The organism is Delftia sp. RIT313 (assembly GCF_000632165.1).
Classification (GTDB): domain Bacteria; phylum Pseudomonadota; class Gammaproteobacteria; order Burkholderiales; family Burkholderiaceae_C; genus Comamonas; species Comamonas acidovorans.
Window position 1 is genome coordinate 104,351 of the sequence record NZ_JFYT01000024.1, and the last position, 19,446, is coordinate 123,796.

General features: G+C 70.5%; 18 protein-coding genes. 10 read left to right on the top strand and 8 right to left on the bottom strand.

Going from position 1 to position 19,446, the window contains the following annotated elements; translation table 11 throughout:
* Window positions 1-21 precede the first annotated feature (21 nt).
* The 6 genes from BW39_RS03930 to BW39_RS03955 are packed head-to-tail and all read right to left on the bottom strand — an operon-like array spanning window position 22 to window position 8,229.
* Window positions 22-1,275: an alkyl sulfatase dimerization domain-containing protein gene (locus BW39_RS03930; RefSeq protein WP_043819942.1), complete on the bottom strand. Its 1,254-nt coding sequence runs from the start codon at window positions 1,273-1,275 to the stop codon at window positions 22-24.
* Entirely contained in the window at window positions 1,272-2,591 is a 1,320-nt protein-coding gene (locus BW39_RS03935) for a DUF1254 domain-containing protein (RefSeq protein WP_043819944.1), read from the bottom strand. The genes BW39_RS03930 and BW39_RS03935 overlap by 4 nt, the downstream gene beginning before the upstream one ends.
* An 8-nt stretch (window positions 2,592-2,599) precedes the next feature.
* On the bottom strand, window positions 2,600-3,985 hold the full coding sequence (locus BW39_RS03940) for a DUF1254 domain-containing protein (protein WP_043819947.1): 1,386 nt from the start codon (window positions 3,983-3,985) through the stop codon (window positions 2,600-2,602).
* 24 nt (window positions 3,986-4,009) lie between these two features.
* A complete protein-coding gene (locus tag BW39_RS03945) occupies window positions 4,010-5,032 on the bottom strand; it encodes a Bug family tripartite tricarboxylate transporter substrate binding protein (RefSeq protein WP_043819949.1) in 1,023 nt (340 codons plus the stop codon).
* Window positions 5,029-7,155 (bottom strand): acetate--CoA ligase family protein, encoded by a 2,127-nt coding sequence (locus BW39_RS03950; protein WP_043819952.1) that lies wholly within the window; start codon window positions 7,153-7,155, stop codon window positions 5,029-5,031. The genes BW39_RS03945 and BW39_RS03950 overlap by 4 nt, the downstream gene beginning before the upstream one ends.
* A 9-nt stretch (window positions 7,156-7,164) precedes the next feature.
* Window positions 7,165-8,229 (bottom strand): porin, encoded by a 1,065-nt coding sequence (locus BW39_RS03955; RefSeq protein WP_043819955.1) that lies wholly within the window; start codon window positions 8,227-8,229, stop codon window positions 7,165-7,167.
* A gap of 153 nt (window positions 8,230-8,382) precedes the next feature.
* On the opposite strand from BW39_RS03955, the gene BW39_RS03960 reads away from it, so the two are divergent.
* Window positions 8,383-9,120, top strand: a complete 738-nt coding sequence (locus BW39_RS03960) for a Crp/Fnr family transcriptional regulator (protein WP_043819957.1) — start codon at window positions 8,383-8,385, stop codon at window positions 9,118-9,120.
* A 16-nt stretch (window positions 9,121-9,136) separates the two neighbouring features.
* On the opposite strand, the gene BW39_RS03965 is transcribed toward BW39_RS03960, so the two are convergent.
* Window positions 9,137-10,066 carry a LysR family transcriptional regulator gene (locus BW39_RS03965; protein ID WP_043819960.1) on the bottom strand — a complete coding sequence of 310 codons (930 nt, stop codon included), beginning with the start codon at window positions 10,064-10,066 and terminating at the stop codon, window positions 9,137-9,139.
* Window positions 10,067-10,166: 100 nt separating this feature from the next.
* On the opposite strand from BW39_RS03965, the gene BW39_RS03970 reads away from it, so the two are divergent.
* The 9 genes from BW39_RS03970 (at window position 10,167) to BW39_RS04010 (ending at window position 18,517) form a co-directional block, all read left to right on the top strand.
* Window positions 10,167-11,180 (top strand): hydroxyacid dehydrogenase, encoded by a 1,014-nt coding sequence (locus BW39_RS03970; RefSeq protein ID WP_043819962.1) that lies wholly within the window; start codon window positions 10,167-10,169, stop codon window positions 11,178-11,180.
* A 24-nt stretch (window positions 11,181-11,204) separates the two neighbouring features.
* Window positions 11,205-11,900 (top strand): RraA family protein, encoded by a 696-nt coding sequence (locus tag BW39_RS03975; protein WP_043819965.1) that lies wholly within the window; start codon window positions 11,205-11,207, stop codon window positions 11,898-11,900.
* Between the two features lie 60 nt (window positions 11,901-11,960).
* Window positions 11,961-12,944 carry a Bug family tripartite tricarboxylate transporter substrate binding protein gene (locus tag BW39_RS03980; protein ID WP_013804158.1) on the top strand — a complete coding sequence of 328 codons (984 nt, stop codon included), beginning with the start codon at window positions 11,961-11,963 and terminating at the stop codon, window positions 12,942-12,944.
* Window positions 12,945-12,946: 2 nt separating this feature from the next.
* Window positions 12,947-14,206 (top strand): alpha-hydroxy acid oxidase, encoded by a 1,260-nt coding sequence (locus BW39_RS03985; protein ID WP_043819967.1) that lies wholly within the window; start codon window positions 12,947-12,949, stop codon window positions 14,204-14,206.
* A 71-nt stretch (window positions 14,207-14,277) separates the two neighbouring features.
* Window positions 14,278-15,318 carry a dihydroorotase gene (gene pyrC, locus BW39_RS03990; RefSeq protein ID WP_043819970.1) on the top strand — a complete coding sequence of 347 codons (1,041 nt, stop codon included), beginning with the start codon at window positions 14,278-14,280 and terminating at the stop codon, window positions 15,316-15,318.
* A 33-nt stretch (window positions 15,319-15,351) separates the two neighbouring features.
* A complete protein-coding gene (locus tag BW39_RS03995) occupies window positions 15,352-16,263 on the top strand; it encodes an NYN domain-containing protein (RefSeq protein ID WP_012203316.1) in 912 nt (303 codons plus the stop codon).
* The gene (locus BW39_RS04000) at window positions 16,260-17,069 is read left to right on the top strand and encodes a DUF3025 domain-containing protein (protein ID WP_043819971.1); all 810 of its coding nucleotides are present in this window, start codon (window positions 16,260-16,262) and stop codon (window positions 17,067-17,069) included. The genes BW39_RS03995 and BW39_RS04000 overlap by 4 nt, the downstream gene beginning before the upstream one ends.
* 82 nt (window positions 17,070-17,151) lie before the next feature.
* Window positions 17,152-18,030, top strand: coding sequence for a protease HtpX (htpX, locus tag BW39_RS04005; protein ID WP_013804154.1), 879 nt, complete (start codon window positions 17,152-17,154; stop codon window positions 18,028-18,030).
* A gap of 127 nt (window positions 18,031-18,157) precedes the next feature.
* On the top strand, window positions 18,158-18,517 hold the full coding sequence (locus BW39_RS04010) for a YXWGXW repeat-containing protein (protein WP_013804153.1): 360 nt from the start codon (window positions 18,158-18,160) through the stop codon (window positions 18,515-18,517).
* A 1-nt stretch (window position 18,518) separates the two neighbouring features.
* Here BW39_RS04010 and BW39_RS04015 read toward each other — a convergent pair whose 3' ends face one another.
* A complete protein-coding gene (locus BW39_RS04015; RefSeq protein ID WP_013804152.1) occupies window positions 18,519-19,430 on the bottom strand; it encodes a LysR family transcriptional regulator in 912 nt (303 codons plus the stop codon).
* Between the last annotated feature and the right edge of the window lie 16 nt (window positions 19,431-19,446).

Sequence of the window (19,446 nt, forward strand, 5' to 3'; positions counted from 1 at the left end):
CCTTGCCTGTGCACGGCCCCGTCAGCGCAGCCCCAGGCGCGCCTGCGTGCCCAGCTCGATCATGTCGGCCCCCACGCGGTAGAGGTTGCGCGAGACATAGCTGTCCACCTCGCGCGCACGCTCGCGCAGCCAGGCGGCCTTGAGGCTGCGGGCCTGGCCGATCTCGGGCGCGTCGCCGGCCGCGGTGGCCAGCACGTCGATCACATGCAGGGCCAGCTGCCACTGGCCCGCGTCGGCCAGCGCCTGGGCGCTGGCCACCAGGCCGGGCTTGTCGGTGATGGCATCGGCAATGGCGGCGCCTGCGGCCTCGGGCGGGGCCGGGTGCAGCGTGGTCGGGTTGCGGTCCCACCAGCCGTTTTCCGAGCGGTAGATGTCGCGCACGATGTAGCTGGGGTCGCCATAGGTGGGCTTCATCCACTCCACGCCGAACAGTGCCTGCGGATAGTCCATGGCCGCCAGCACCTGCTGCTCGTTCAGGCCCTCGTTCATCAGGCGCACGACTTCGGCGCGCAGCCAGCGCAGCGCCTGTGCGGTGTGCAGCAGCACCTGCTGCACGGCCTGCTCGCCCTCGATCACGGGACCGAACTCGCGCACGGCCTTGAGCGGGCGCAGCGCGGCCATGGCCTGCAGCGTGTCGGCCCAGCGCACGGTGTCGCGCAGCGTGCGAAAGGGCGTGCCGATGTTGGGGATGGAGTCCAGCAGCGCCGCGCCGCCGTACAGCACGCGCTGGCCGGGGCTCCACAGCGCGATGGCGTCGTCGGTCTCGGACGGCGCCCAGAACAGCTCGATGCGGCTGTCCCCGCTGCCTATCTCCAGCCGCGTGTCGAAGGTTTCGGTGGGCTCGTGCATGTCCAGCCGGTGCTCGAAAAAGCCCGCGCTGCGGTTGAACTGGATCTCGGCCATGCGGTGCTGCAGCGCCCGGGTCTCGCGGTAGCGTGCCTGGCGGCGCGGCAGGTTGCGGTGCGCGATCAGGCGCGGCACGGGTTCTCCGCGCGCGGCCGCATGCTCCAGCCAGGCGGGCACGCCCGCGTTGTAGCCGATGTGGCCGTGGCTGTAGCACAGCGCATGCACGGGCGCGTCGCTGAGCTGGCGCAGGCTGGCGATCATGTCCTGGCTGACCTTGCCGCCGGGGCCGGCGTCGATCACCACCAGGCCCGCGTCGGTCTCGGCCACGAAGGACTGGCCCTGGCCGCGCAGTATGTGCAGGCCCGGCGCCACGGTTTCGCTGCCGGTGCCCACCAGCAAGAAGGGCTTGTCGTCGTCTCTGGCGTTCATGGGGTCTCCGGGTCTGGTTCGATGGGGGGCAGGGCGTAGCGGCCGTCCAGCAGTTCGGGCCGGGGCATGTAGGCGCGCAGGCACAGGTAAAAGCCTTCGCGCGGCGCGGGCAGCCAGTTGGCGCGGTGGTCTTCGCTGGCCGGTGGCGCGTGGCTGATGTGGATAGTCAACCCGCCATCAGCGTCGGGGCGCAGGCCCGGCGTGCGGTCGCCGATGGCATGGCGGTCGATGGGGTTGTCCACCAGCATGCAGTCGTGGGCGCCGTAGAGGGTCAGGGACCAGAAGGCCTGCACGGGCGGCAGCGCGCCTGGGGCAAAGCGCAGCCGGTAGCGGCGGCTGCCGTGCAGGGGCCGGCCCTGGGCGTCATGCCAGGCCAGCGGGTAGATGGCCTCGCGGCTTTCCAGCATGCCGATGTACTTGAGCGCAATTTCGGCGCGGGCCTGGAAGTCGTCGCCAAAACTGCCTTCGACCAGGGCGGGGAGTTCCCAGCCCGAGTCCAGGCGCCGGCCCGTGCTGGCCGCGCGCAGCCGGGGCAGCACGCTGTCCAGGGCGCGTTGCAGTGCGGCTTGCTGTTGCGCATCGGGTGCGCCCAGCCCGGCGCCCAGGCCCACGGCAGCAAAGCGTGCGACCCGTGCGGCATGCCCTGCCGGCGGCGGGTTGTCGCGCAAGGCGGCATTCACCTGGGCTGCATAGTGCTCGGCATTTGGCGGGGCCTGGGGATCGCAGTCCGGGTCGAAGGCGCGGGCCTGCGAGGGAGTGCCCGCCTGCCAGTCGGCCAGCGGGCGCACCGCAAAGCCGTCCTGCAGCGCGTGCACGGCGGGCAGGTCGTGCTCGCCATCGACCAGGATGCGGCCTATCACCCACAGCCAGGGCGTGGGCGCGGCAATGTGTGCGCCGGGCGCATCGAACGGTGGCGGCAGCGCCCCCTGCCAGCCGGGCGGCGTGACAAGGAAGGAGCGCGCAGCCGTGCCCGTCAGGCGCTGGCCCAGGTGGGCGAAGGGGTTGGTGAAGAAGTCCAGCAGGCCCAGGACGTAGTAGCGGCCCGCCGTGTCGGGCACGTCGATCACCAGCGGCCCGGCGCCCAGGTCCAGCCAGGCGTTGGTGTAGAGCGTGTCGTTGTTGGGCGTGACCACGCGGCTGGTGCCGGCGCGCAGCAGCTGGCGCGCATGAACGAACTGGTTGCACCAGCGCAGCGGTGCGGGCGCAGCCTCGCCGGCCGCATTGCGCCGGGGCGAGGTGGCCGCGCGCATGCGGCGCATCTCGTACAGCGGGCAGGTGTGGATGACGGCCTCTTCGGCCAGGGTGCTCAGGTCCATGGCGTGTCTCATGCGGCCACGGGCTGCAGGGGCGGAACAGGCCATTGGTGCGCGCCTGCCTGCGGGTGGTACATGCGCAGGATGAGGTAGAAGCGCCCGTGCGGCGTGGGCAGCCAGTTGGCGGCGCCCTGTGCCGGTCGGGCATGGCCCAGGTCGATCTGCAGGCTGCCGTCGGCCTCGCGCAGCAGTCCCGGCGTGCGGTCGCCGATGGAGTGGCGGCCGATCTCGTTGCCGTAGAGAAAGCGGTCGGCGTCATACAGGGTGACCGACCAGAAGGCATCGGCCGGTGGCATGTCGGCGGCATTGAAGCGCAGCACATAGCGCTGGCTGCCGTCCAGCGGCTGCAGGCCTGCGTCGTGGTGGGCGGCGGCGTAGATGGCCTCGCTGGTGGCCAGCGCGCCCAGGCCCAGGTAGGCGGTGCGTGCGCGGCCCAGGTACTCGCTGCCGTAGCGGCCGGTGGACGGCGTCATGGTCCAGGGCCGGGGCCGGCGGTTGCGCCCCATGGCGGCCACGGTGCGCACGCCGTCGGCAAAGCCCTCGGTCAGGCCTTCGCGCACGGGCTCCTCCAGCTGCTCCCACGCCATGTGGGCGCTGGCCACCAGGCCGGCCTGGCCGAACCAGGCCAGCAGCCCCTGGTCCTCCTTGCGGCCAGGCGCCTCGGCCAGCGCATGGCAGAGGTTGGCAAAAAATCGCGGTGCAACCTCGGCCGCAGGCTCCTGGTTCTCGAAGGCGGCCGCCATGGCGTCCACGGGCGGGCCGACCCAGTTCGCGACGGCGGCCGGGCGGCCTCCTTTCGGCGTGCCCGGCGCGGGCTCCAGCCGGATGTCGGCCTGCAGTGCGCGGGCTGCAGGCCAGTCGGGCGCATCGCCCACCACGGTGCGGCCGATCAGCCAGACCAGGTTGCTGGGGCAGTGCACCAGGCGGTGGCCGGCCAAGTGTTCCGGCACCTGGCCGCCCGGCCCGACCAGGACCACGGTCTCGCCTTCGGGCGCGCAGTTGCGCGGTCCCAGGTTCTCGAAATTCTCGGTATAGGCGTCGTACAGGGCCAGCACGAAATAGCGGCCCGGATGTGCGGCGCTGGAGGGCACGGTCAGCAGGCGCGGGCCGTCGGCCAGGTGGATCCAGGCCAGCGAGTACAGCAGGTCGTTGGCGGGCGTGACCACGTCGCGGTCCTCATGGGTGGAGGGGCGCTGGCTGTGGTGCAGCGTGTCGAAGTCGCCGCGCATGTCCAGGCCCAATCCGGTGGCACGTGCGGCGCCGGCATCGGTCTGCAGGCGGCAGGTGCGGTAGGTCTCTATCAGCGGATAGCCGTAGACAAAGGCGGCCAGGCCGATGGAGCGCGCCAGGGCGCGGCGGACTTCGGGCAGGGAGGGAGAGGTCGGGTTCATGTCCATTGTTTTCTTCAGGGCAGGAGGGGGTCAGTCGAGGGTCACGCCCGTGGAGCGCGCCAGGTCCAGCGCCACGGGCAAAAAGGCGGCGTAGGCGGCGCTGGCCTCGGCCGGGCTGTTGCCCTGAGCCTCCAGGCCCAGCGCCTCGACACGCTGGCGCACCTGGGGCTCGCGCATCACGGCGGCCACCTCGCGGCCCAGGCGTTCGACGATGGCGTCGGGCGTGCGCGCGGGCGCCATCAGCGAGATCGATCCCGTGATGGCATACACGGGCTCGCGGTAGCCCTGCTCGGCAAAGGTGGGCACATCGGGCAGGGCCTTGCTGCGGCGCGGTCCGGCCACGGCCAGGGCGCGCAGCTTGCCGGCGTCGATGAAGGGCTTGAGCGTGGCGGCCGAGCCCAGCGTCATCTGGATCACGCCGCTGATCAGGTCGATGGACATGGGCCCCTCGCCCTTGTAGGCCACGTGCAGCGACTGCAGGCCGTAGGCCTTGTCCATGAAGACCTGGACCTGGTGCGGCTGCGTGCCCGCCCCCCAGGAACCCATGGCGTACTTGCCCGGCGACTGGCGCACGGCCTCGACCAGTCCCTTGAAGTCCTTGGCCGGCACGGCCGGGTTGACGGCCATCACCATGGAGGGCGAGACCACGTCCGAGACCATGCGCAGCTCGGTGCGAGGGTCGTAGGGCAGCTTCTTGTAGAGCACCAGGTTGGCCGTGATGGGCCCGGGCACGGTCAGCAGCAGGGTGTGGCCGTCGGGCGCGCTCTTGGCCACATGCTCGGTGCCGATGATGCCGCCCGCGCCGCTGCGGTTGTCCACCACCACGGGCTGGCCCAGGCGCTTGGCCAGGCCCTCGGCCAGGATGCGCGCCACGGTGTCGGTGGAGCCGCCGGCCTGGTATTGCACGACGATGCGCACGGGCCGGGCGGGATAGCCGTCCTGGGCCAGCGCGGCGCTGCAGGCCAGGGCAAGGCAGGTCAGTGCGGCGGTGCGCAGCAGGGGTGTGTTCATGGTGGCCTCCGGGCGGGCGATGGGGTGGGTGTCGGCTTTCATGCAGCCTCCCTGCCGATGACCAGCGCATCGACGGCCACGCAGCCGCCGTCCTCGCGCGGGCGGGCGATCAGGGGGTTGATCTCGGCGCTTTCCAGCGTGGCGCCTGCGCGCTGCGCAAAGCCGGCCAGGGCGCACAGCGTGTCGGCAATGCTGTCCAGGTCCACGCGGGGGCGGCCGCGCGCGCCGTCCAGCACGGCAAAGGCCCGCAGCTCGCGCACCATGGCCAGCGCGTCGTCGCGCGTGATGGGCAGCAGGCGCAGCGAGACATCGCGCAGGATCTCGGCATGGATGCCGCCCAGCCCGAACATCAGCACCGGGCCGAATACCGGGTCGCGGTGCACGCCCGCGATGCACTCCACGCCGCCCTGCACCATGGGCGCGGCCAGCGCGCCGTCGATCAGGGCATCGGGCCGGGCCTGGCGCGCGTTGGCCAGGATGCGGTCGAAGGCGGCCTGGGCGCCGGCCGCATCCGCCAGGTTCAATGCCACGCCGCCCACGTCGGACTTGTGGGCGATGGCATCGCTGCAGACCTTGAGCGCAATGCGTCCGCCCATCTCCTGCGCGGCCTGCACGGCCTGCGCTGCCTCGGCCGCCGTGCGCACCAGCCGGTGCGGCACCACGGGCACGCCGGCCTCGGCCAGCAGCGCCATGCTGCGCTGCTCCGACAGCGTGCCCGCCGGCAGGTGCAGTGCGCTGCCTGCATCGGCCATCGCGGGCAGCGCCTGCGGTGTTTCATGCAGGCGGGCCAGCGCGCCAATGCAGCGTATGGCTGCGCCCGGGTCGGCGAACACCAGGCAGCCCAGCGCCTCCAGCGCATCGCGGCGCTCGGGCGGGCACAGCGTGCTGACGGCCAGCAGGGTGTCGGGATGGTGGGTGCGCAGCGTCTGCACCAGGCTTTGCAGCACGGGCCAGAAGGCGTCGGACAGGCCGCCTGCCGCGAAGAAGCCCAGCCAGCTGTCGAACTGCCGGTCGGCCAGCATCAGGCGGGCGCTGCGCTCCAGCAGCGTCATGTCGTTGGTGACCTGGCCCGTGATGTCCACGGGGTTGCGCGGCGCGGCAAACGGCACCCATTCGCGCAGCTGGCGCTGGGCCGCATCGGACAGCGGTGCCACGTCCAGGCCGGCTGCGCTGGCGTCGTCGGCCATCATGGCGCCCACGCCGCCCGAGACCGTGAACAGTCCGATGGACCGCCCCTTGGGGGCCCGGGCGATGGAGGCACTGGCCGCCAGCGCGAAGAAGTCGGTGATGGAATGCGCGCGCAGCACGCCGTAGCGGCGGAACACCGCGTCATAGACCGCATCGTTGCCCGCCAGCGAGGCCGTGTGCGATGCGGCGGCGGCCGCGCCCAGGGCGCTGGTGCCCACCTTGCACATGACCACGGGCTTGCCGCGCTCCTGCGCCAGGGCCAGGGCCGCGCGCAGCCGGGGGCCGTCGCGGCAGCCTTCCATGTAGGCCATGATCACGTCGGTCTCGGGGTCCTGGGCCAGCCAGGCCAGGCCATCGGCCAGCTGCACATCGGCCTCGTTGCCCGTGGTGGCCCACAGCGACAGGCCCAGCCCGCGCTCGCGCGCCAGGCTGTAGGCATAGGCCCCGAAGGCGCCCGACTGGCTGACCATGCCGATGCGCCCGGGCCGCACCAGGCCGCCGCCCGGCGCGGGCGAGAACGTGGCGTAGACCTGGTGGCCGGGGCGCATGAAGCCCAGGCAGTTCGGGCCGATGAGGCGTATGCCCGCCTCCTGCGCGCGCCGCGCCAGCGCCTGCTGGGCGGCCGTGCCTTCGGAGCCGGTCTCGGCATAGCCCGAGGAAAACAGCACCATGGACTGCACGCGCGCGGCGGCCGCATCCTCCAGCACGCCGGCCACCTGCGACTGCGGCACGGCGACGATGGCCAGGTCCACCGGCGCGCCGATGGCGGCCAGCCGCTCGTGCGCGGGCAGGCCCTGCACGCGGCTGGCGCGCGGGTTCACCGCATACAGCGCGCCGCCGTAGCCGAAGCGCAGCAGGTAGTCCAGCGGAATGCCGCCGATCTTGCTGGCCTGGTCCGAGGCGCCGACCACGGCGATGGAGCGCGGCGCGAACAGCGCGTCGAGCCGGGAAGTGTCGAAGCAATGGCTGTCGGTCATGTGTGTCCCTCAGAAGTTGTGGCGCACACCCAGCGCCAGGGACCGCACGCCGTCGCCGCTGTTGGCGGCCACCGGCACGTTGGCAATGGCGGCCGAGGCATTGGCCGCATTGCCCAGCTGCAGCCAGCGCGCGTAGAGCACGGTGCGCTTACTCAGCGCGTAGTCGTAGCCCAGCGTCCAGGTGTTCTGGGCGCGGTCCGTGCCGCCCACCTCGCGCCGCGCCACCGAGACCAGCAGCTTGGAGCGCGCATCCACGCTCCAATCGGCGCCCAGCTGGGCCAGCTTCGCCTTGGGTGTGCCTGCACGGTCCACGCGGTTGATGACGTAGTTGCCCGTCAGGCGCAGGCCGTCCAGGGCTTCCCAACTGGCCGACAACGCCTGGTACTGGCTGGTGGCGGGCGCGGCCACGGGTGCGGCGGCGCTGCCTTCCACGGACTTCTGGAAACTGTAGGCCAGGAACCAGGGCTTCTGGTTCCAGCCCAGCGTGGCGCCATAGAGGCGGCCGTTGCTGCTGTTCGGCGAAGCCACTTCGCCGAAGGAATAGGCCAGGTCCGCCAGCCATGGCTGGCCTGCCGGCGTGCGGTAGCGCACCAGGTTGTTGGCCCGCGCCGCAAACGGCCGCAGGCCGGCCTGGGCATCGGTGGCCGACACCAGGTTCAGCGAGGAAAACAGCGCGTTCATGCCCAGCGGATCGGCGCGGAACAGCGCGCCGAACATGGGCGTGTACATGCGGCCCATCTCCACTGCGCCCCAGCCGCTGTTCAGCCCCACCCAGGCCTGGCGCGTGAAGGCCAGGCCCGGGCCGGGAATGGTGCCCAGGCCCGTATCCGGCGCCACGCCGGCCTCCAGCATGAACTGGGCGCGCAGGCCGCCGCCCAGGTCCTCGCTGCCGCGAAAGCCGATGCGCGATGCCGCGCTGCCCCCGTCCTCCAGCCGGCTCAGGCGCGTGGCGCCCGACCTTGCGCTGTTGATGTGGACGTCGACGATGCCGAACATCTCCACGCTGCCCTGCGCCCACGCGGACGTGCCCAGGGCCGCCATGCCGCCGGCGGCCAGCCAATGCTTGTGCTTCACGAACTTGTCTCCTTGGTAGCGCCCCGGATGCTTTGCCCGGTGGCTTGCTTGCTACTATCCCGAGCGACAGGGGATGCACTCTGTCAAGCCATTGACAAATGGCGGTACATGGGCACCGGACTAACCCGGGGCCTTCGACATCGTGAGAGAACCATGCGCTCCAAGCCTGCTCCCGTGGCCGACCCTTCGGCGCTGATCCGCCGCGCCCTGGGCCTGTGCCGCATGCTGCGCAACTGGCCGCCCGAGGTGCTGGATGAGCTGACGGCGCTGTCCCGCCTGGGCCGCTACGAGCGCCACCAGCAGGTGCGCGCCGCCGACCCCAAGCGGCGCGAGGTGCTGGTGGTGGCTTCGGGCTGCGTGGAAGTGGGCGGCGTGGACGCCACGGGCTCGCGCTTCGTGCTGTCCATGCACAGCGCGGGCGACATCGTCGGCCTGGCGCGGCTGCTGGAGCACACGCAATTCGTCTACGACTACCACGCGCACCAGCCCACGGTGCTGGTGGAGATCCCCGGCGAGTCCTTCCTGGCCCTGCTCGATGCCCATCCGCCGCTGTGGAAGGACATCTGCCTGCTGGTGCTGGCGCGCATGCACGAGCTGATCGTCGTCCAGCAGCGCCACGCCTTCAGCAACATCGACAACCGCGTGGCCGAGCTGCTGGCGCGGCTGGCCCCCACGCATGGCCAGCCCGCGCCCGACGGGCAGGGCGTGGTGCTGCGCATCTCGCAGAGCGACCTGGCCGCCATGCTATCGGTCTCGCGCCAGACCATCAACAAGGAGCTGCGCCTGCTGGAGCAGCGCGGCCTGCTGCAGGCCGCCTATGGCCGGCTGACCATCGTCGACCTGGCGGGCCTGCTGCGCCTGGCCGATGCGCGCGCGCGGCCGGGGCCCTAGCCCCGGTCCGCTGGAATCAGTCCTCGTCCAGAGGCGAGGCATCCTCGCCGAACAGGGCCTGGCCGTCGGCGCGCAGCAGCTCCAGCATGTGCCGGGCGGCGGGCGACAGATAGCCGTCGCGCCGGCAGGTCACGCCCAGGTGGCGGCGCAGCGTGGTGGCCGGCAGGCGTACTTCCCTGAGCGTGCGGCTGCGCTCCAGCCGCAGCGTGTGGCGCGAGACGAAGGTCAGCAGATCGGTCTTGGCCACCATGCGCGGCAGCAGCGGGATGGAGCCCGCCTCCACCTGCACCATGGGCGCCGGCATGCCGCGCGAGGTGAAGGCCTGGTCCAGCCATTGCCGGCTGGGAATGTTGGCGCTGGGCAGGGCCCAGGGATGGCGCAGCAGCGCGGCCATGGTGATGCGCTGGCGCTCGAAGACGGGGTGGTCCTGGCGCGCCGCGACCACCACCACGTCCTCGGCGATCGGGTGGGAGACCAACTCGGGATCGCCCTCGGCCGTGAGGCCGATCAGCAGGTCCAGCTGGCCCTCGCGCAGGCGGTCGCGCAGTTCCCAGCTGGGGCCGATCACGATGCTGATGGTGATGCGCCGCCCGTCGGCCAGGGCCTTGCTGCACAGCTCGGGCAGCAGGTGGTCGGCGGCCACCGGCCCGCTGCCGATGCGCACATGGCCGGCATGGCCTTCGTTGAAGTCGCGCACCTCGCGCAGCGCCTCCTGGCTGGCATTGCGCAGCATGCGCGCGCGCGCCAGCAGCACATCGCCCAGCGGCGTGAGGCGTATGCCGCGCCCGGCACGCTCGAACAGCGCGCCGCCCACGGTCAGTTCCAGGCGCTGTATGCATTTGCTCAGCGCGGGCTGGGTGCGCCCCAGCTGTTCTGCGGCCCGGCCCAGGTGCCCGAGGTCGGCCACGATCTCGAAGAAGCGCAGGTCGCGCAGGTGCAGGTCCATCGATGAATAAAAGTGATGTTTGAATGAACATTATCGAATGGACGGAATGGATGGCGCTCACAAGAATGCGGTGCATCGACAAAGCGAATTGCCCGTTCCCATGACCGCCACTACCCACCCGCCCACCGTTTTCGTGACCGCGCCACGCCTGGCGCCCGCCGGGCTGCAGCGCCTGCAGGCGGCGCACTGCCGCGTGCTGTACCTGCAAGACGGCGGCGGCGAGGCCGAGGTTGCCGCCGTGCTGGCACGCGAGAGCGTCGATGCCGTGATCTCGCGCACGGCCACGCTGTCGGCCGCTGCCATCGCGGCCTGTCCCACGCTCAAGGTCATCTCCAAGCACGGCGTGGGCGTGAGCAATATCGATGTGGCCGCGGCCAGCCAGCGGGGCATTCCGGTCTATGTGACGCCGGGCGCCAATGCCCAGTCCGTGGCCGAGATGACGCTGGGCCTGATGTTCGCGGCCGCCCGCCGCATCGCCTGGATGGATGCCGAGCTGCGCGCGGGCCGCTGGTCCCGCGCCCAGGACGGCCTGGAGCTGAGCGGCCGCACCCTGGGCCTGCTGGGCTTTGGCCAGGTGGGCCAGCGCGTGGCGCGCGTGGCGCTGGCGCTGGGCATGCAGGTGGTGGCCTTCGATCCAGCGTTCGACCCTGCGTTCGATCCGGCCTGCGCCCCAGGGCCCGGCACCGTGGCGGGCGTGCGCATGCTGGGCTCGGTGGACGAGCTGCTGCCCCTGTCCGATGTGCTCAGCCTGCACGTGCCCCTGAATGCCCGCACGCGCCATCTGCTCGATGCCGGCCGCATCGCCCAGCTGCCGCGCGGCGCCCTGCTGGTCAACACCGCGCGGGGCGAGGTGGTGGACGAGGCAGCGCTGATCGACGCCCTGCGCAGCGGCCGCCTGGCCGCCGCCGGCCTGGACACCATGGCCGAGGAACCCCTGCCTGCGGGTCACGCCCTGGCCGCGCTGGACAACGTGGTGCTGACGCCCCATGTGGGCGGCTCCACGCCCGCCGCGCTGGCGGCCATGGCCGGCATGGCCGCCGCCAATGTGCTGGGCTGGCTGCAGGGCAGCCCCGCCGATCCGTCCCACTGCGTGAACCCCGAGGTTCTGCGCTGAGCTGTTTTTTCCCGGAGATTTGCCATGACCACCCCATCCAGCCAATGGCCTGCGGGCTACCGCATCCATCCGCGCGCCGAAGGCCCCGAGGCCGGCGTCGTCCAGGCCTTCAAGGCCATTCCCGTGGCCGCCATCGGCGACGCCATGAGCCGCAATGTCGGCGCCATCGGCCTGCGCCAGTACCACGCGCGGCTGGAGGCCGTTCTCTGCGGCCCCGCCGTCACCGTGCGCGTGCGGCCCGGCGACAACCTCATGATCCACAAGGCGCTGATGATGGTGCAGCCCGGCGACGTGCTGGTCATCGACGGCGGCGGCGATGTCTCGCAGGCCCTGGTCGGCGGCCTGATGCGCACCACCTGCCTGGCGCGCGGCCTGGGCGGCCTGGTCATCGACGGCGCCATCCGCGACCTGTGCGAATGGGCGCAGGACGGCATGCCCATCTTTGCGCGCGGCCACACGCACCGCGGGCCCAGCAAGGACGGCCCGGGCGAGATCAATGTGCCCGTGGCCTGCGCCGGCCTGGCCGTGCTGCCCGGCGACCTGATCGTGGGCGATGCCGACGGCGTGATCGCCGTGCCCGCGGCCGAGGCCGCCGAGGTGCTGCGCCGCAGCCAGGCCCACCTGGCCCGCGAGGCCGTCATCCGCGAGACCAACCGCAGCGGCACGGCCGACCCCGAGCGCTTCGACGCCGTGCTGCGCGCCAAGGGCCTGCCGGTCTAGCGTCTAGCGCGCAGGCCGCGCCCGACTTTTCCCGCCATAACGATCCCAAGGAGACAAACAATGACAATGCGCAGACGGCATCTTCTGGGCGGCGCTGCCGCCGCCCTGGCCACGGCCTTCCCTGCACTGGCGCTGGCCCAGGGCGAATGGCCGCAGCGGCCCGTGCGCCTGGTCGTGCCGTTTCCGCCCGGCGGCGGCACGGATGCCACCTCGCGCCTGGTGGCCGACCGGCTCAACCTCGCCATGGGCTGGACCATGGTCATAGACAACAAGCCCGGCGCGGGCGGCAACATCGGCCTGGATGCCGTGGCCAAGGCCGCGCCGGACGGCTACACCATCGGCATGGGGCAGGCCGCCAACCTGGCCATCAATCCCAGCCTCTACGCCAAGATGCCCTTCGATGCGCTCAAGGACTTCACGCCCATCGCCAGCGTGGCCCTGCAGCCCGTGGTGCTGACCGTGCGGCGCGACTCGCCCTTCAAGAACCTGCAGGACTTCATCAAGGCGGCCAAGGCCAGGCCCGGCACCTACGGCATCGCCCAGGCCGGCAATGGCACGGTAGGCCACCTGGCCGGGGAAATGCTGGCCCGCCGCGCGGGCATCGAGGTGCTGCAGGTGCCCTACAAGGGCGCCAATACCGCGCTCACCGACCTGATGGGCGGGCAGGTGGACCTGTACTTCGGCAACACGGTCTCGGTGATGTCGCAACTGGCCACGGGCAAGATCCGTGCGCTGGCCGTCACCTCCGCCCAGCGCGTGCCGTCCCTGCCCGACGTGCCCACGGTGGCCGAGCAGGGCTATCCGGGCTTCGAGGCCTCCACCTGGCTGGGCCTGGTGGGGCCGGCCAACCTGCCCGCCCCCATCGCCGAGCGCATTGCCGACGCGACCATGAAGCTGCTGGCCACCAAGGAGGTCAAAGAGAAGCTGGCCCAGGAAGGCAGTATGGCCACGCCCGCCAATGGCGCGCAGTTCGGCGAGTGGATTCGCAGCGAGCACGCCAAATGGGGCAAGCTGATCCGCGAGGGCAAGTTCCAGATCAACTGACCATGGCAGCCCCAATCGAGGTCGACCGGCTCGACACCCCCAGTTCCTCCGCACCCCTGCCCGCACACCTGCCCGCACTCTTGGGTGCGGGCCAGGGCTCCGCCACGCCGCGCAGGCTCAGGCGCATCCTGTCGCTCGATGATTTCGAGTGGGCGGCGCGCCACCACCTGCCTGCGCCGATCTTCGCCTACGTCAGCGGCGGCTGCGAGACCGACAAATCCCTGCGCGCCAACCGCGAGGCCTTCGATGCCCACCGCTGGGTGACGCGCGTGCTCACCGACACTTCGCGGCGCACGCTGGCCACGCCGCTGCTGGGCCAGACCTGGGCTGCGCCCTTCGGCATCGCGCCCATGGGCATCAGCGCGCTGTCGGCCTACCGGGGCGACCTGGTGCAGACGCGCGCGGCGGCGGCCGCCCGCATCCCGGCCATCCTGAGCGGCACCTCGCTGATCCGCATGGAGGAGGTGGTCCAGGCCAATCCCCAGGCCTGGTTCCAGGCCTATGTGCCCGGCGAGACCGAACGCATCGTGCAGTTGCTGGGGCGCGTGGAGGCCGCAGGCTTCGCCACCCTGGTCGTCACCGTGGACACTCCCGTGTCGGGCAACCGCGAGAACAACATCCGCGCGGGCTTCTCGACTCCGCTGCGGCCCGGCCTGCGCCTGGCGTGGGAGGGAATCACCCATCCGCGCTGGCTGCTGGGCACGGCGCTGCGCACCCTGGTGCGGCACGGCATGCCGCACTTCGAGAACTCGCAGGCCACGCGCGGCGCGCCCATTCTCTCGTCCACCGTCACGCGCGACTTCGGCGCACGCGACCACCTGAGCTGGGAACACCTGGCCCTGATACGCCGGCGCTGGAAGGGCCGCCTCGTCGTCAAGGGCATCCTCAGCCCGCAGGACGCGCTGGCCGCGCGCGATGCCGGGGCCGACGCCATCATCCTGTCCAACCACGGCGGCCGCCAGCTCGATGGCGCGATCTCGCCACTGCACATGCTGCCCCTGGTGGTGGAGGCGCTGGGGCCGGACTACCCGGTGATGATCGACAGCGGCTTTCGCAGGGGCAACGACGTGCTGGTGGCGCTGGCCCTGGGCGCACACTTCGTCTTCGTGGGCCGGCCCTTCAACTATGCGGGCGCCGTGGGCGGCGAGGACGGCGTGCTGCACGCCATCGCCATCCTGGCGGCCGAGATGCGGCGCAACATGGCCCTGATCGGCGTGCAAAACCTGCAGCAGCTGGGGCCGCAGCACCTGCGACCGCGTTAGCCACGTGCCAGTCCCGAGGGTGGCGTGCCCGCAATTGGCGCGCGGTTTCGCGGCGATGGGAAAATGGCGGAATGACCGCCTCCACCAACACCCTCACGATCACCCGTCCCGATGACTGGCACCTGCACGTGCGCGATGGCGAAGCCATGCGCAGCGTGGTGCCGCATACGGCCGCGCAGTTTGCGCGCGCCATCATCATGCCCAACCTCAAGCCGCCGGTGACCACCGCCGAGCAGGCGCTGGAGTACAAGCAGCGCATCCTCTCGGCCGTGCCCGAGGGCATGGCCTTCGAGCCGCTGATGACGCTGTACCTCACCGACAACCTGCCGCCCGAGGAAATCGTGCGCGCCAAGGCGGCCGGCGTCGTGGCCTGCAAGCTCTACCCGGCAGGCGCCACCACCAACAGCGACCACGGCGTCACTGACCTGCGCAAGATCTACCCCACGCTGCAAGCCATGCAGCGCGAAGGCCTGCTGCTGCTGGTGCACGGCGAAGTCACCAGCAGCGACATCGACCTGTTCGACCGCGAAGCCGCCTTCATCGACCAGCACCTGATCCCGCTGCGCCGCGACTTCCCCGAACTCAAGATCGTCTTCGAACACATCACCACGCGCGAAGCCGCCCAGTATGTGACCGAGGCCGACCGCTTCGTGGGCGCCACCATCACGCCCCAGCATCTGCTGTTCAACCGCAATGCCATCTTCACGGGCGGCATCCGTCCCCACTACTACTGCCTGCCCGTGCTCAAGCGCGAGACGCACCGCCTGGCCCTGGTGGAGGCGGCCACCAGCGGCCTGCCCAAGTTCTTCCTGGGCACGGACAGCGCGCCGCACGCGGCCCATCTCAAGGAACACGCCACAGGCTGCGCGGGCTGTTACAGCGCCCATGCCGCCATCGAGATGTATGCCGAGGCCTTCGACAATGCCGGCGCGCTGGACAAGCTCGAAGCCTTCGCCAGCTTCAACGGCCCGGACTTCTACAGCCTGCCGCGCAACACCGGCAAGATCACCCTGGTGCGCGAAAGCTGGACGCCGCCGGACAGCTTCGCCTTCGGCGAGGCGCAACTGAAGCCGCTGCGCTCGGGCGAAGCTCTGCCCTGGAAGCTGGTTTAAGCTGGCGGGACTGCCACCCGCCAGAGGATTGCCATGCCTGAGCCGCAACCGCGCATCGCCCTGCTGATCGACGCCGACAACGCGCCGGCCGAGATGATCGACGAGATCCTGACCGAGCTGTCGACCTTCGGCGTCATCGACATCCGCCGCGCCTACGGCAACTGGACCAAGCATTCGCTCAGCGGCTGGCAGCGCAAGCTGCTCGATTTCGCACTGCGGCCCATGCAGCAGTTCGACTACTCCAAGCACAAGAACGCCACCGACATGGCGATGACCGTGGATGCCATGGAGCTGCTCTACACCGAGCGGCCCGACGCCTTCGGCATCGTCTCCTCCGACGCCGACTTCACCCCGCTGGTCATGCACCTGCGCTCCAAGGGCGCGGCCGTCTACGGCTTCGGCATGGCGCAGACGCCCCAGCCCTTCGTCAATGCCTGCTCGCGCTTCCTGTACCTGGAGGCGCTGGGCGAGGCGGCGCCCGCCAACGGCAATGGCCAGGACGCCGCGCATGAGGCGGGCCAGGCGGCGGTGCCGCCCGTGGCTGCAGCCGCAGTGGCTACCGCTCCCCAGCCGCCGAACGGCGCTGGAAAGGAGCGTGCGCCGGCCCAGGCCGAGAACGAACCCTCGGCAGAACCCCAAGCCCAGCCCCAGCGTCCCTGTTTGCGCGTTCCCAGCCAAGAACTGCGCCAGGACAAGCGGCTGCTGGCCATGCTGCGCAGCGCCGTCAACGCCACGCAGGATGAAAGCGGCTGGGCCCATGTGGGCGCCGTGGGCGCGCAGATCGGCAACAAGGCCTCGTTCGATGCGCGCAACTACGGCTATGCCACGCTCACCAAGCTGCTGGCGGCCACGCAGGCCTTCGAGATGCGCGACGAAGGCACCTCGCGCGTGGCCGTGCGCGACAAGCGCCTGGCCAAGGCCCAGTCCAGACCGTCCGGCAATTGACGTTTCCCATCGACTGGAATGCGCCCTGGCTGCAGGGGCTGCAAACGCAGGGCAGGGCAGCCTGCCTGCAGTTGGCGCAGGGCCGGCCGGTCTGGCAGGCCTTGCAGTCACTGGCCGACGCACAGGCGCTGCCCTGGCGCTTTGTGCCTCAGCACGATCTGCCCGAAGGCAAGGCCTACGAGCAATTCATCTTCGAGACGCGCTGCATCCCCACGCGCGACAACCTGCATGACTTCTTCAACGGCCTGATCTGGCTGCGCTGGCCCGCGCTCAAGCAGCGCTGCAATGCCCTGCAGGCCCGCGCCATTGCCCAGGCGGGCGTGGGCGCGCAGCGCGGGCCGCTGCGCGATGCCGTCACCGTGCTGGACGAGAACGGTGCCCTGCTGCTGGCGCCGGCCGCGCTGTGCGAGGCGCTGAGGCACCGGCGCTGGCAGCAGCTCTTCGTTGAGCAGCGCGCGCTGTGGCGCCAGGCCAGGCTGCTGCCCATAGGCCATGCGCTGCTGGAAAAGCTGGTGCAGCCGCGCAAGCCCATCACGGCCCATGTGCTGTGCGTGCACACGGATGGTGCAGGCGCCACGGCAGGCCCCGCCACGGCGGACATCGACGCCTGGCTGGCCGGCAGCATCTGGCTGGAGGCCGACACGCTGGCGTGCAAGCCTTTTGCACCCTTGCCCGTGCTGGGCGTGCCCGGCTGGTGCCACGAGAACGAGAACTTTTCCTTCTATGATGACTCTCTCGTGTTCCGGGCGCCCCGTTCCGCACAAGCATCACAACAAGGAATGACAACGGCGCAGGACCCGGCTTGAAAACAGCCGGTGGGGCCCTCACTTTTCAACGCTGCAGGGCCCAGATCCTTCCCCCTTTCCCCACTTTGTGGAGAACCCACTGATGAAACGCATCGCACTTTTTCTTTTGACCAACGTCGCCGTCGTGGTGGTGCTGGGCATCGTCGCCAGCCTGCTGGGCGTCAACCGCTTCCTGACTTCCAATGGCCTGAACCTCGGGGCCCTGCTGGGCTTCGCCTTCATCATGGGCTTTGGCGGCGCCATCATCTCGCTGCTGATCTCCAAGCCCCTGGCCAAGTGGAGCTCGGGCGTGCACGTGATCAACGAGCCGCGCAACGCCGATGAGGCCTGGATCGTCAACACCGTGCGCGGCTTCGCCGACCGTGCCGGCATCGGCATGCCCGAAGTCGGCATCTACGAGGGCGAGCCCAATGCCTTCGCCACCGGCGCCTTCAAGAACTCGGCCCTGGTGGCCGTGTCCACGGGCCTGCTGGAAGGCATGACGCGCGAAGAGGTGGAGGCCGTGATCGGCCACGAGGTCGCCCACATCGCCAATGGCGACATGGTGACCATGACCCTGATCCAGGGCGTGATGAACACCTTCGTGGTCTTCCTGTCGCGCGTCATCGGCTATGCCGTGGACAGCTTCCTGCGCAAGAACGACGAAAGCAGCTCGGGCCCCGGCATCGGCTACTACGTGACCACCATCGTGCTGGACATCGTGCTGGGCTTCCTGGCCGCCATCATCGTGGCCTGGTTCTCGCGCCAGCGCGAATTCCGCGCCGACGCGGGCGCCGCCCAGCTCATGGGCCGCAAGCAGCCCATGATGAATGCCCTGGCCCGCCTGGGCGGCATGCACCCCGGCGAGCTGCCCAAGAGCGTGGCCGCCATGGGCATTGCCGGCGGCATCGGCAAGCTGTTCTCGACCCACCCGCCGATCGAAGAGCGCATTGCCGCGCTGCAGAACGCGCAGAACCTCTGAGCGACCGATCCCGCCGCTACCTTTGGCGGCGGATCTTTACTCAGGCTTCACAAGCCCCTGTCAACAACCGGCAGGGGCTTTTTCGTTGTATCTGCATGGCCGCCCAAAGTGCGGCCAGGAGTGCATCGTGAAGTCTGTATCGATTCAAACGCCGGGTCGTCGCCTGGCTCCGGCCCTGGTCCTGGCTGCCGCCACCGTGGCATTGACCGGCTGCGTGGTGGCGCCAGCCTATCCCGTAGGTCCTTCGGGCGAGGTGGTCTACGCGCCCATGGCGCCGCCGCCGCTGCAGACCGAGGTCATTCCGGTCGCTCCCTCGCCGGTTCATGTCTGGATCGGCGGCTCCTGGGGCTGGGGTGGCGGCCGCTATGCCTGGCGCCCCGGTTACTGGGCCGCGCCGCCGCACCCCGGCTATGGCTGGCGCCCGCACGGCTGGGACCATGGCCCGCGTGGCTGGTACCAGCGCCCGGGCGGCTGGTACCGCCGCTGAGTCAGCTGGCGGCGGCGTCGCCGCTGCCGCCCTGGCCGGCCTTGGCCAGCAGGAAGTCGATGCAGGTGCGCACGGCCCGCGTCTGATGACGGTCGGGCAGGTACAGCAGGTACATGTGGGTGCCGAAGATGCTGAGCCGGTACTCCTGCAGGGTCAGCACCACCTCGCCGCTGGCCACCTTGTCCTGCACCACGTAGTCGGGCACCAGGCCCACGCCCAGGCCCGCCAGAATGCCCTGGCGCAGGAAGGGGAAGTGCTCGGAGATCATGGTCGGCGCCAGCAGCACCTCCTGGCGGTCCGTCCCCTGGTAGGCCGACAGGCGCAGCTGGCGGCCCATCACGCCGGCCGTGATCAGGGGGCTGTTGCGCAGCTCGTACAGCGTGGTGGGCAGGCCGTGCTGCTGCGCATACTCGCGTGAGGCGCAGGCCACGTAGTGCACATTGCCCAGGCTGCGCGCAATCACCGACAGCGGCGGCTCCTGGATCACGCGGATGGCGATGTCCACCTCGTCGCGCAAATGGTCGGCGCGGTTCTCGAACAGCACATCCAGCACGATGCCCGGATACAGCCGCTTGAACTCGATCAGCCAGTCGCTCATCACGATCTGCCCATAGCCGCTGGGCACGCTCAGCCCCACGCGGCCTGCCATCCCCTGGCCCAGCGACGTGATCGTCTCGCGCGCCGACATCATCTCGTTCTGGATCGCGCGGCCATGCTCGTACATCCGCATCCCCACCTCGGTCGGCTCCACGCGCCGCGTGGTGCGCCGCACCAGCTGCACCCCCACCGATTTTTCCAGCTGCGTCAGGTGATAGCTCACATTGGCCCGCGTCATCTTCAGCTTGCGCGCCGCCTGGCTCAGATTGCCGCTATCGATGATTTCCACCAGCAGGGTCAGCGAGTTCAGATCCATTCAGTTCACCAAGCAA

What these genes read in the sequence shown, in the direction of transcription:
- BW39_RS03935 (WP_043819944.1), bottom strand. Translation starts at nt 2,591, where the DNA reads ATGGACCTGAGCACCCTGGCCGAAGAGGCCGTCATCCACACCTGCCCG.
- pyrC (WP_043819970.1), top strand. Translation starts at nt 14,278, where the DNA reads ATGACCGCCTCCACCAACACCCTCACGATCACCCGTCCCGATGACTGG.
- BW39_RS03980 (WP_013804158.1), top strand. Translation starts at nt 11,961, where the DNA reads ATGACAATGCGCAGACGGCATCTTCTGGGCGGCGCTGCCGCCGCCCTG.
- BW39_RS03940 (WP_043819947.1), bottom strand. Translation starts at nt 3,985, where the DNA reads ATGGACATGAACCCGACCTCTCCCTCCCTGCCCGAAGTCCGCCGCGCC.
- BW39_RS03945 (WP_043819949.1), bottom strand. Translation starts at nt 5,032, where the DNA reads ATGAAAGCCGACACCCACCCCATCGCCCGCCCGGAGGCCACCATGAAC.
- BW39_RS03960 (WP_043819957.1), top strand. Translation starts at nt 8,383, where the DNA reads ATGCGCTCCAAGCCTGCTCCCGTGGCCGACCCTTCGGCGCTGATCCGC.
- BW39_RS03985 (WP_043819967.1), top strand. Translation starts at nt 12,947, where the DNA reads ATGGCAGCCCCAATCGAGGTCGACCGGCTCGACACCCCCAGTTCCTCC.
- BW39_RS03970 (WP_043819962.1), top strand. Translation starts at nt 10,167, where the DNA reads ATGACCGCCACTACCCACCCGCCCACCGTTTTCGTGACCGCGCCACGC.
- BW39_RS04015 (WP_013804152.1), bottom strand. Translation starts at nt 19,430, where the DNA reads ATGGATCTGAACTCGCTGACCCTGCTGGTGGAAATCATCGATAGCGGC.
- BW39_RS03995 (WP_012203316.1), top strand. Translation starts at nt 15,352, where the DNA reads ATGCCTGAGCCGCAACCGCGCATCGCCCTGCTGATCGACGCCGACAAC.
- BW39_RS03975 (WP_043819965.1), top strand. Translation starts at nt 11,205, where the DNA reads ATGACCACCCCATCCAGCCAATGGCCTGCGGGCTACCGCATCCATCCG.
- htpX (WP_013804154.1), top strand. Translation starts at nt 17,152, where the DNA reads ATGAAACGCATCGCACTTTTTCTTTTGACCAACGTCGCCGTCGTGGTG.
- BW39_RS03930 (WP_043819942.1), bottom strand. Translation starts at nt 1,275, where the DNA reads ATGAACGCCAGAGACGACGACAAGCCCTTCTTGCTGGTGGGCACCGGC.
- BW39_RS03950 (WP_043819952.1), bottom strand. Translation starts at nt 7,155, where the DNA reads ATGACCGACAGCCATTGCTTCGACACTTCCCGGCTCGACGCGCTGTTC.
- BW39_RS03965 (WP_043819960.1), bottom strand. Translation starts at nt 10,066, where the DNA reads ATGGACCTGCACCTGCGCGACCTGCGCTTCTTCGAGATCGTGGCCGAC.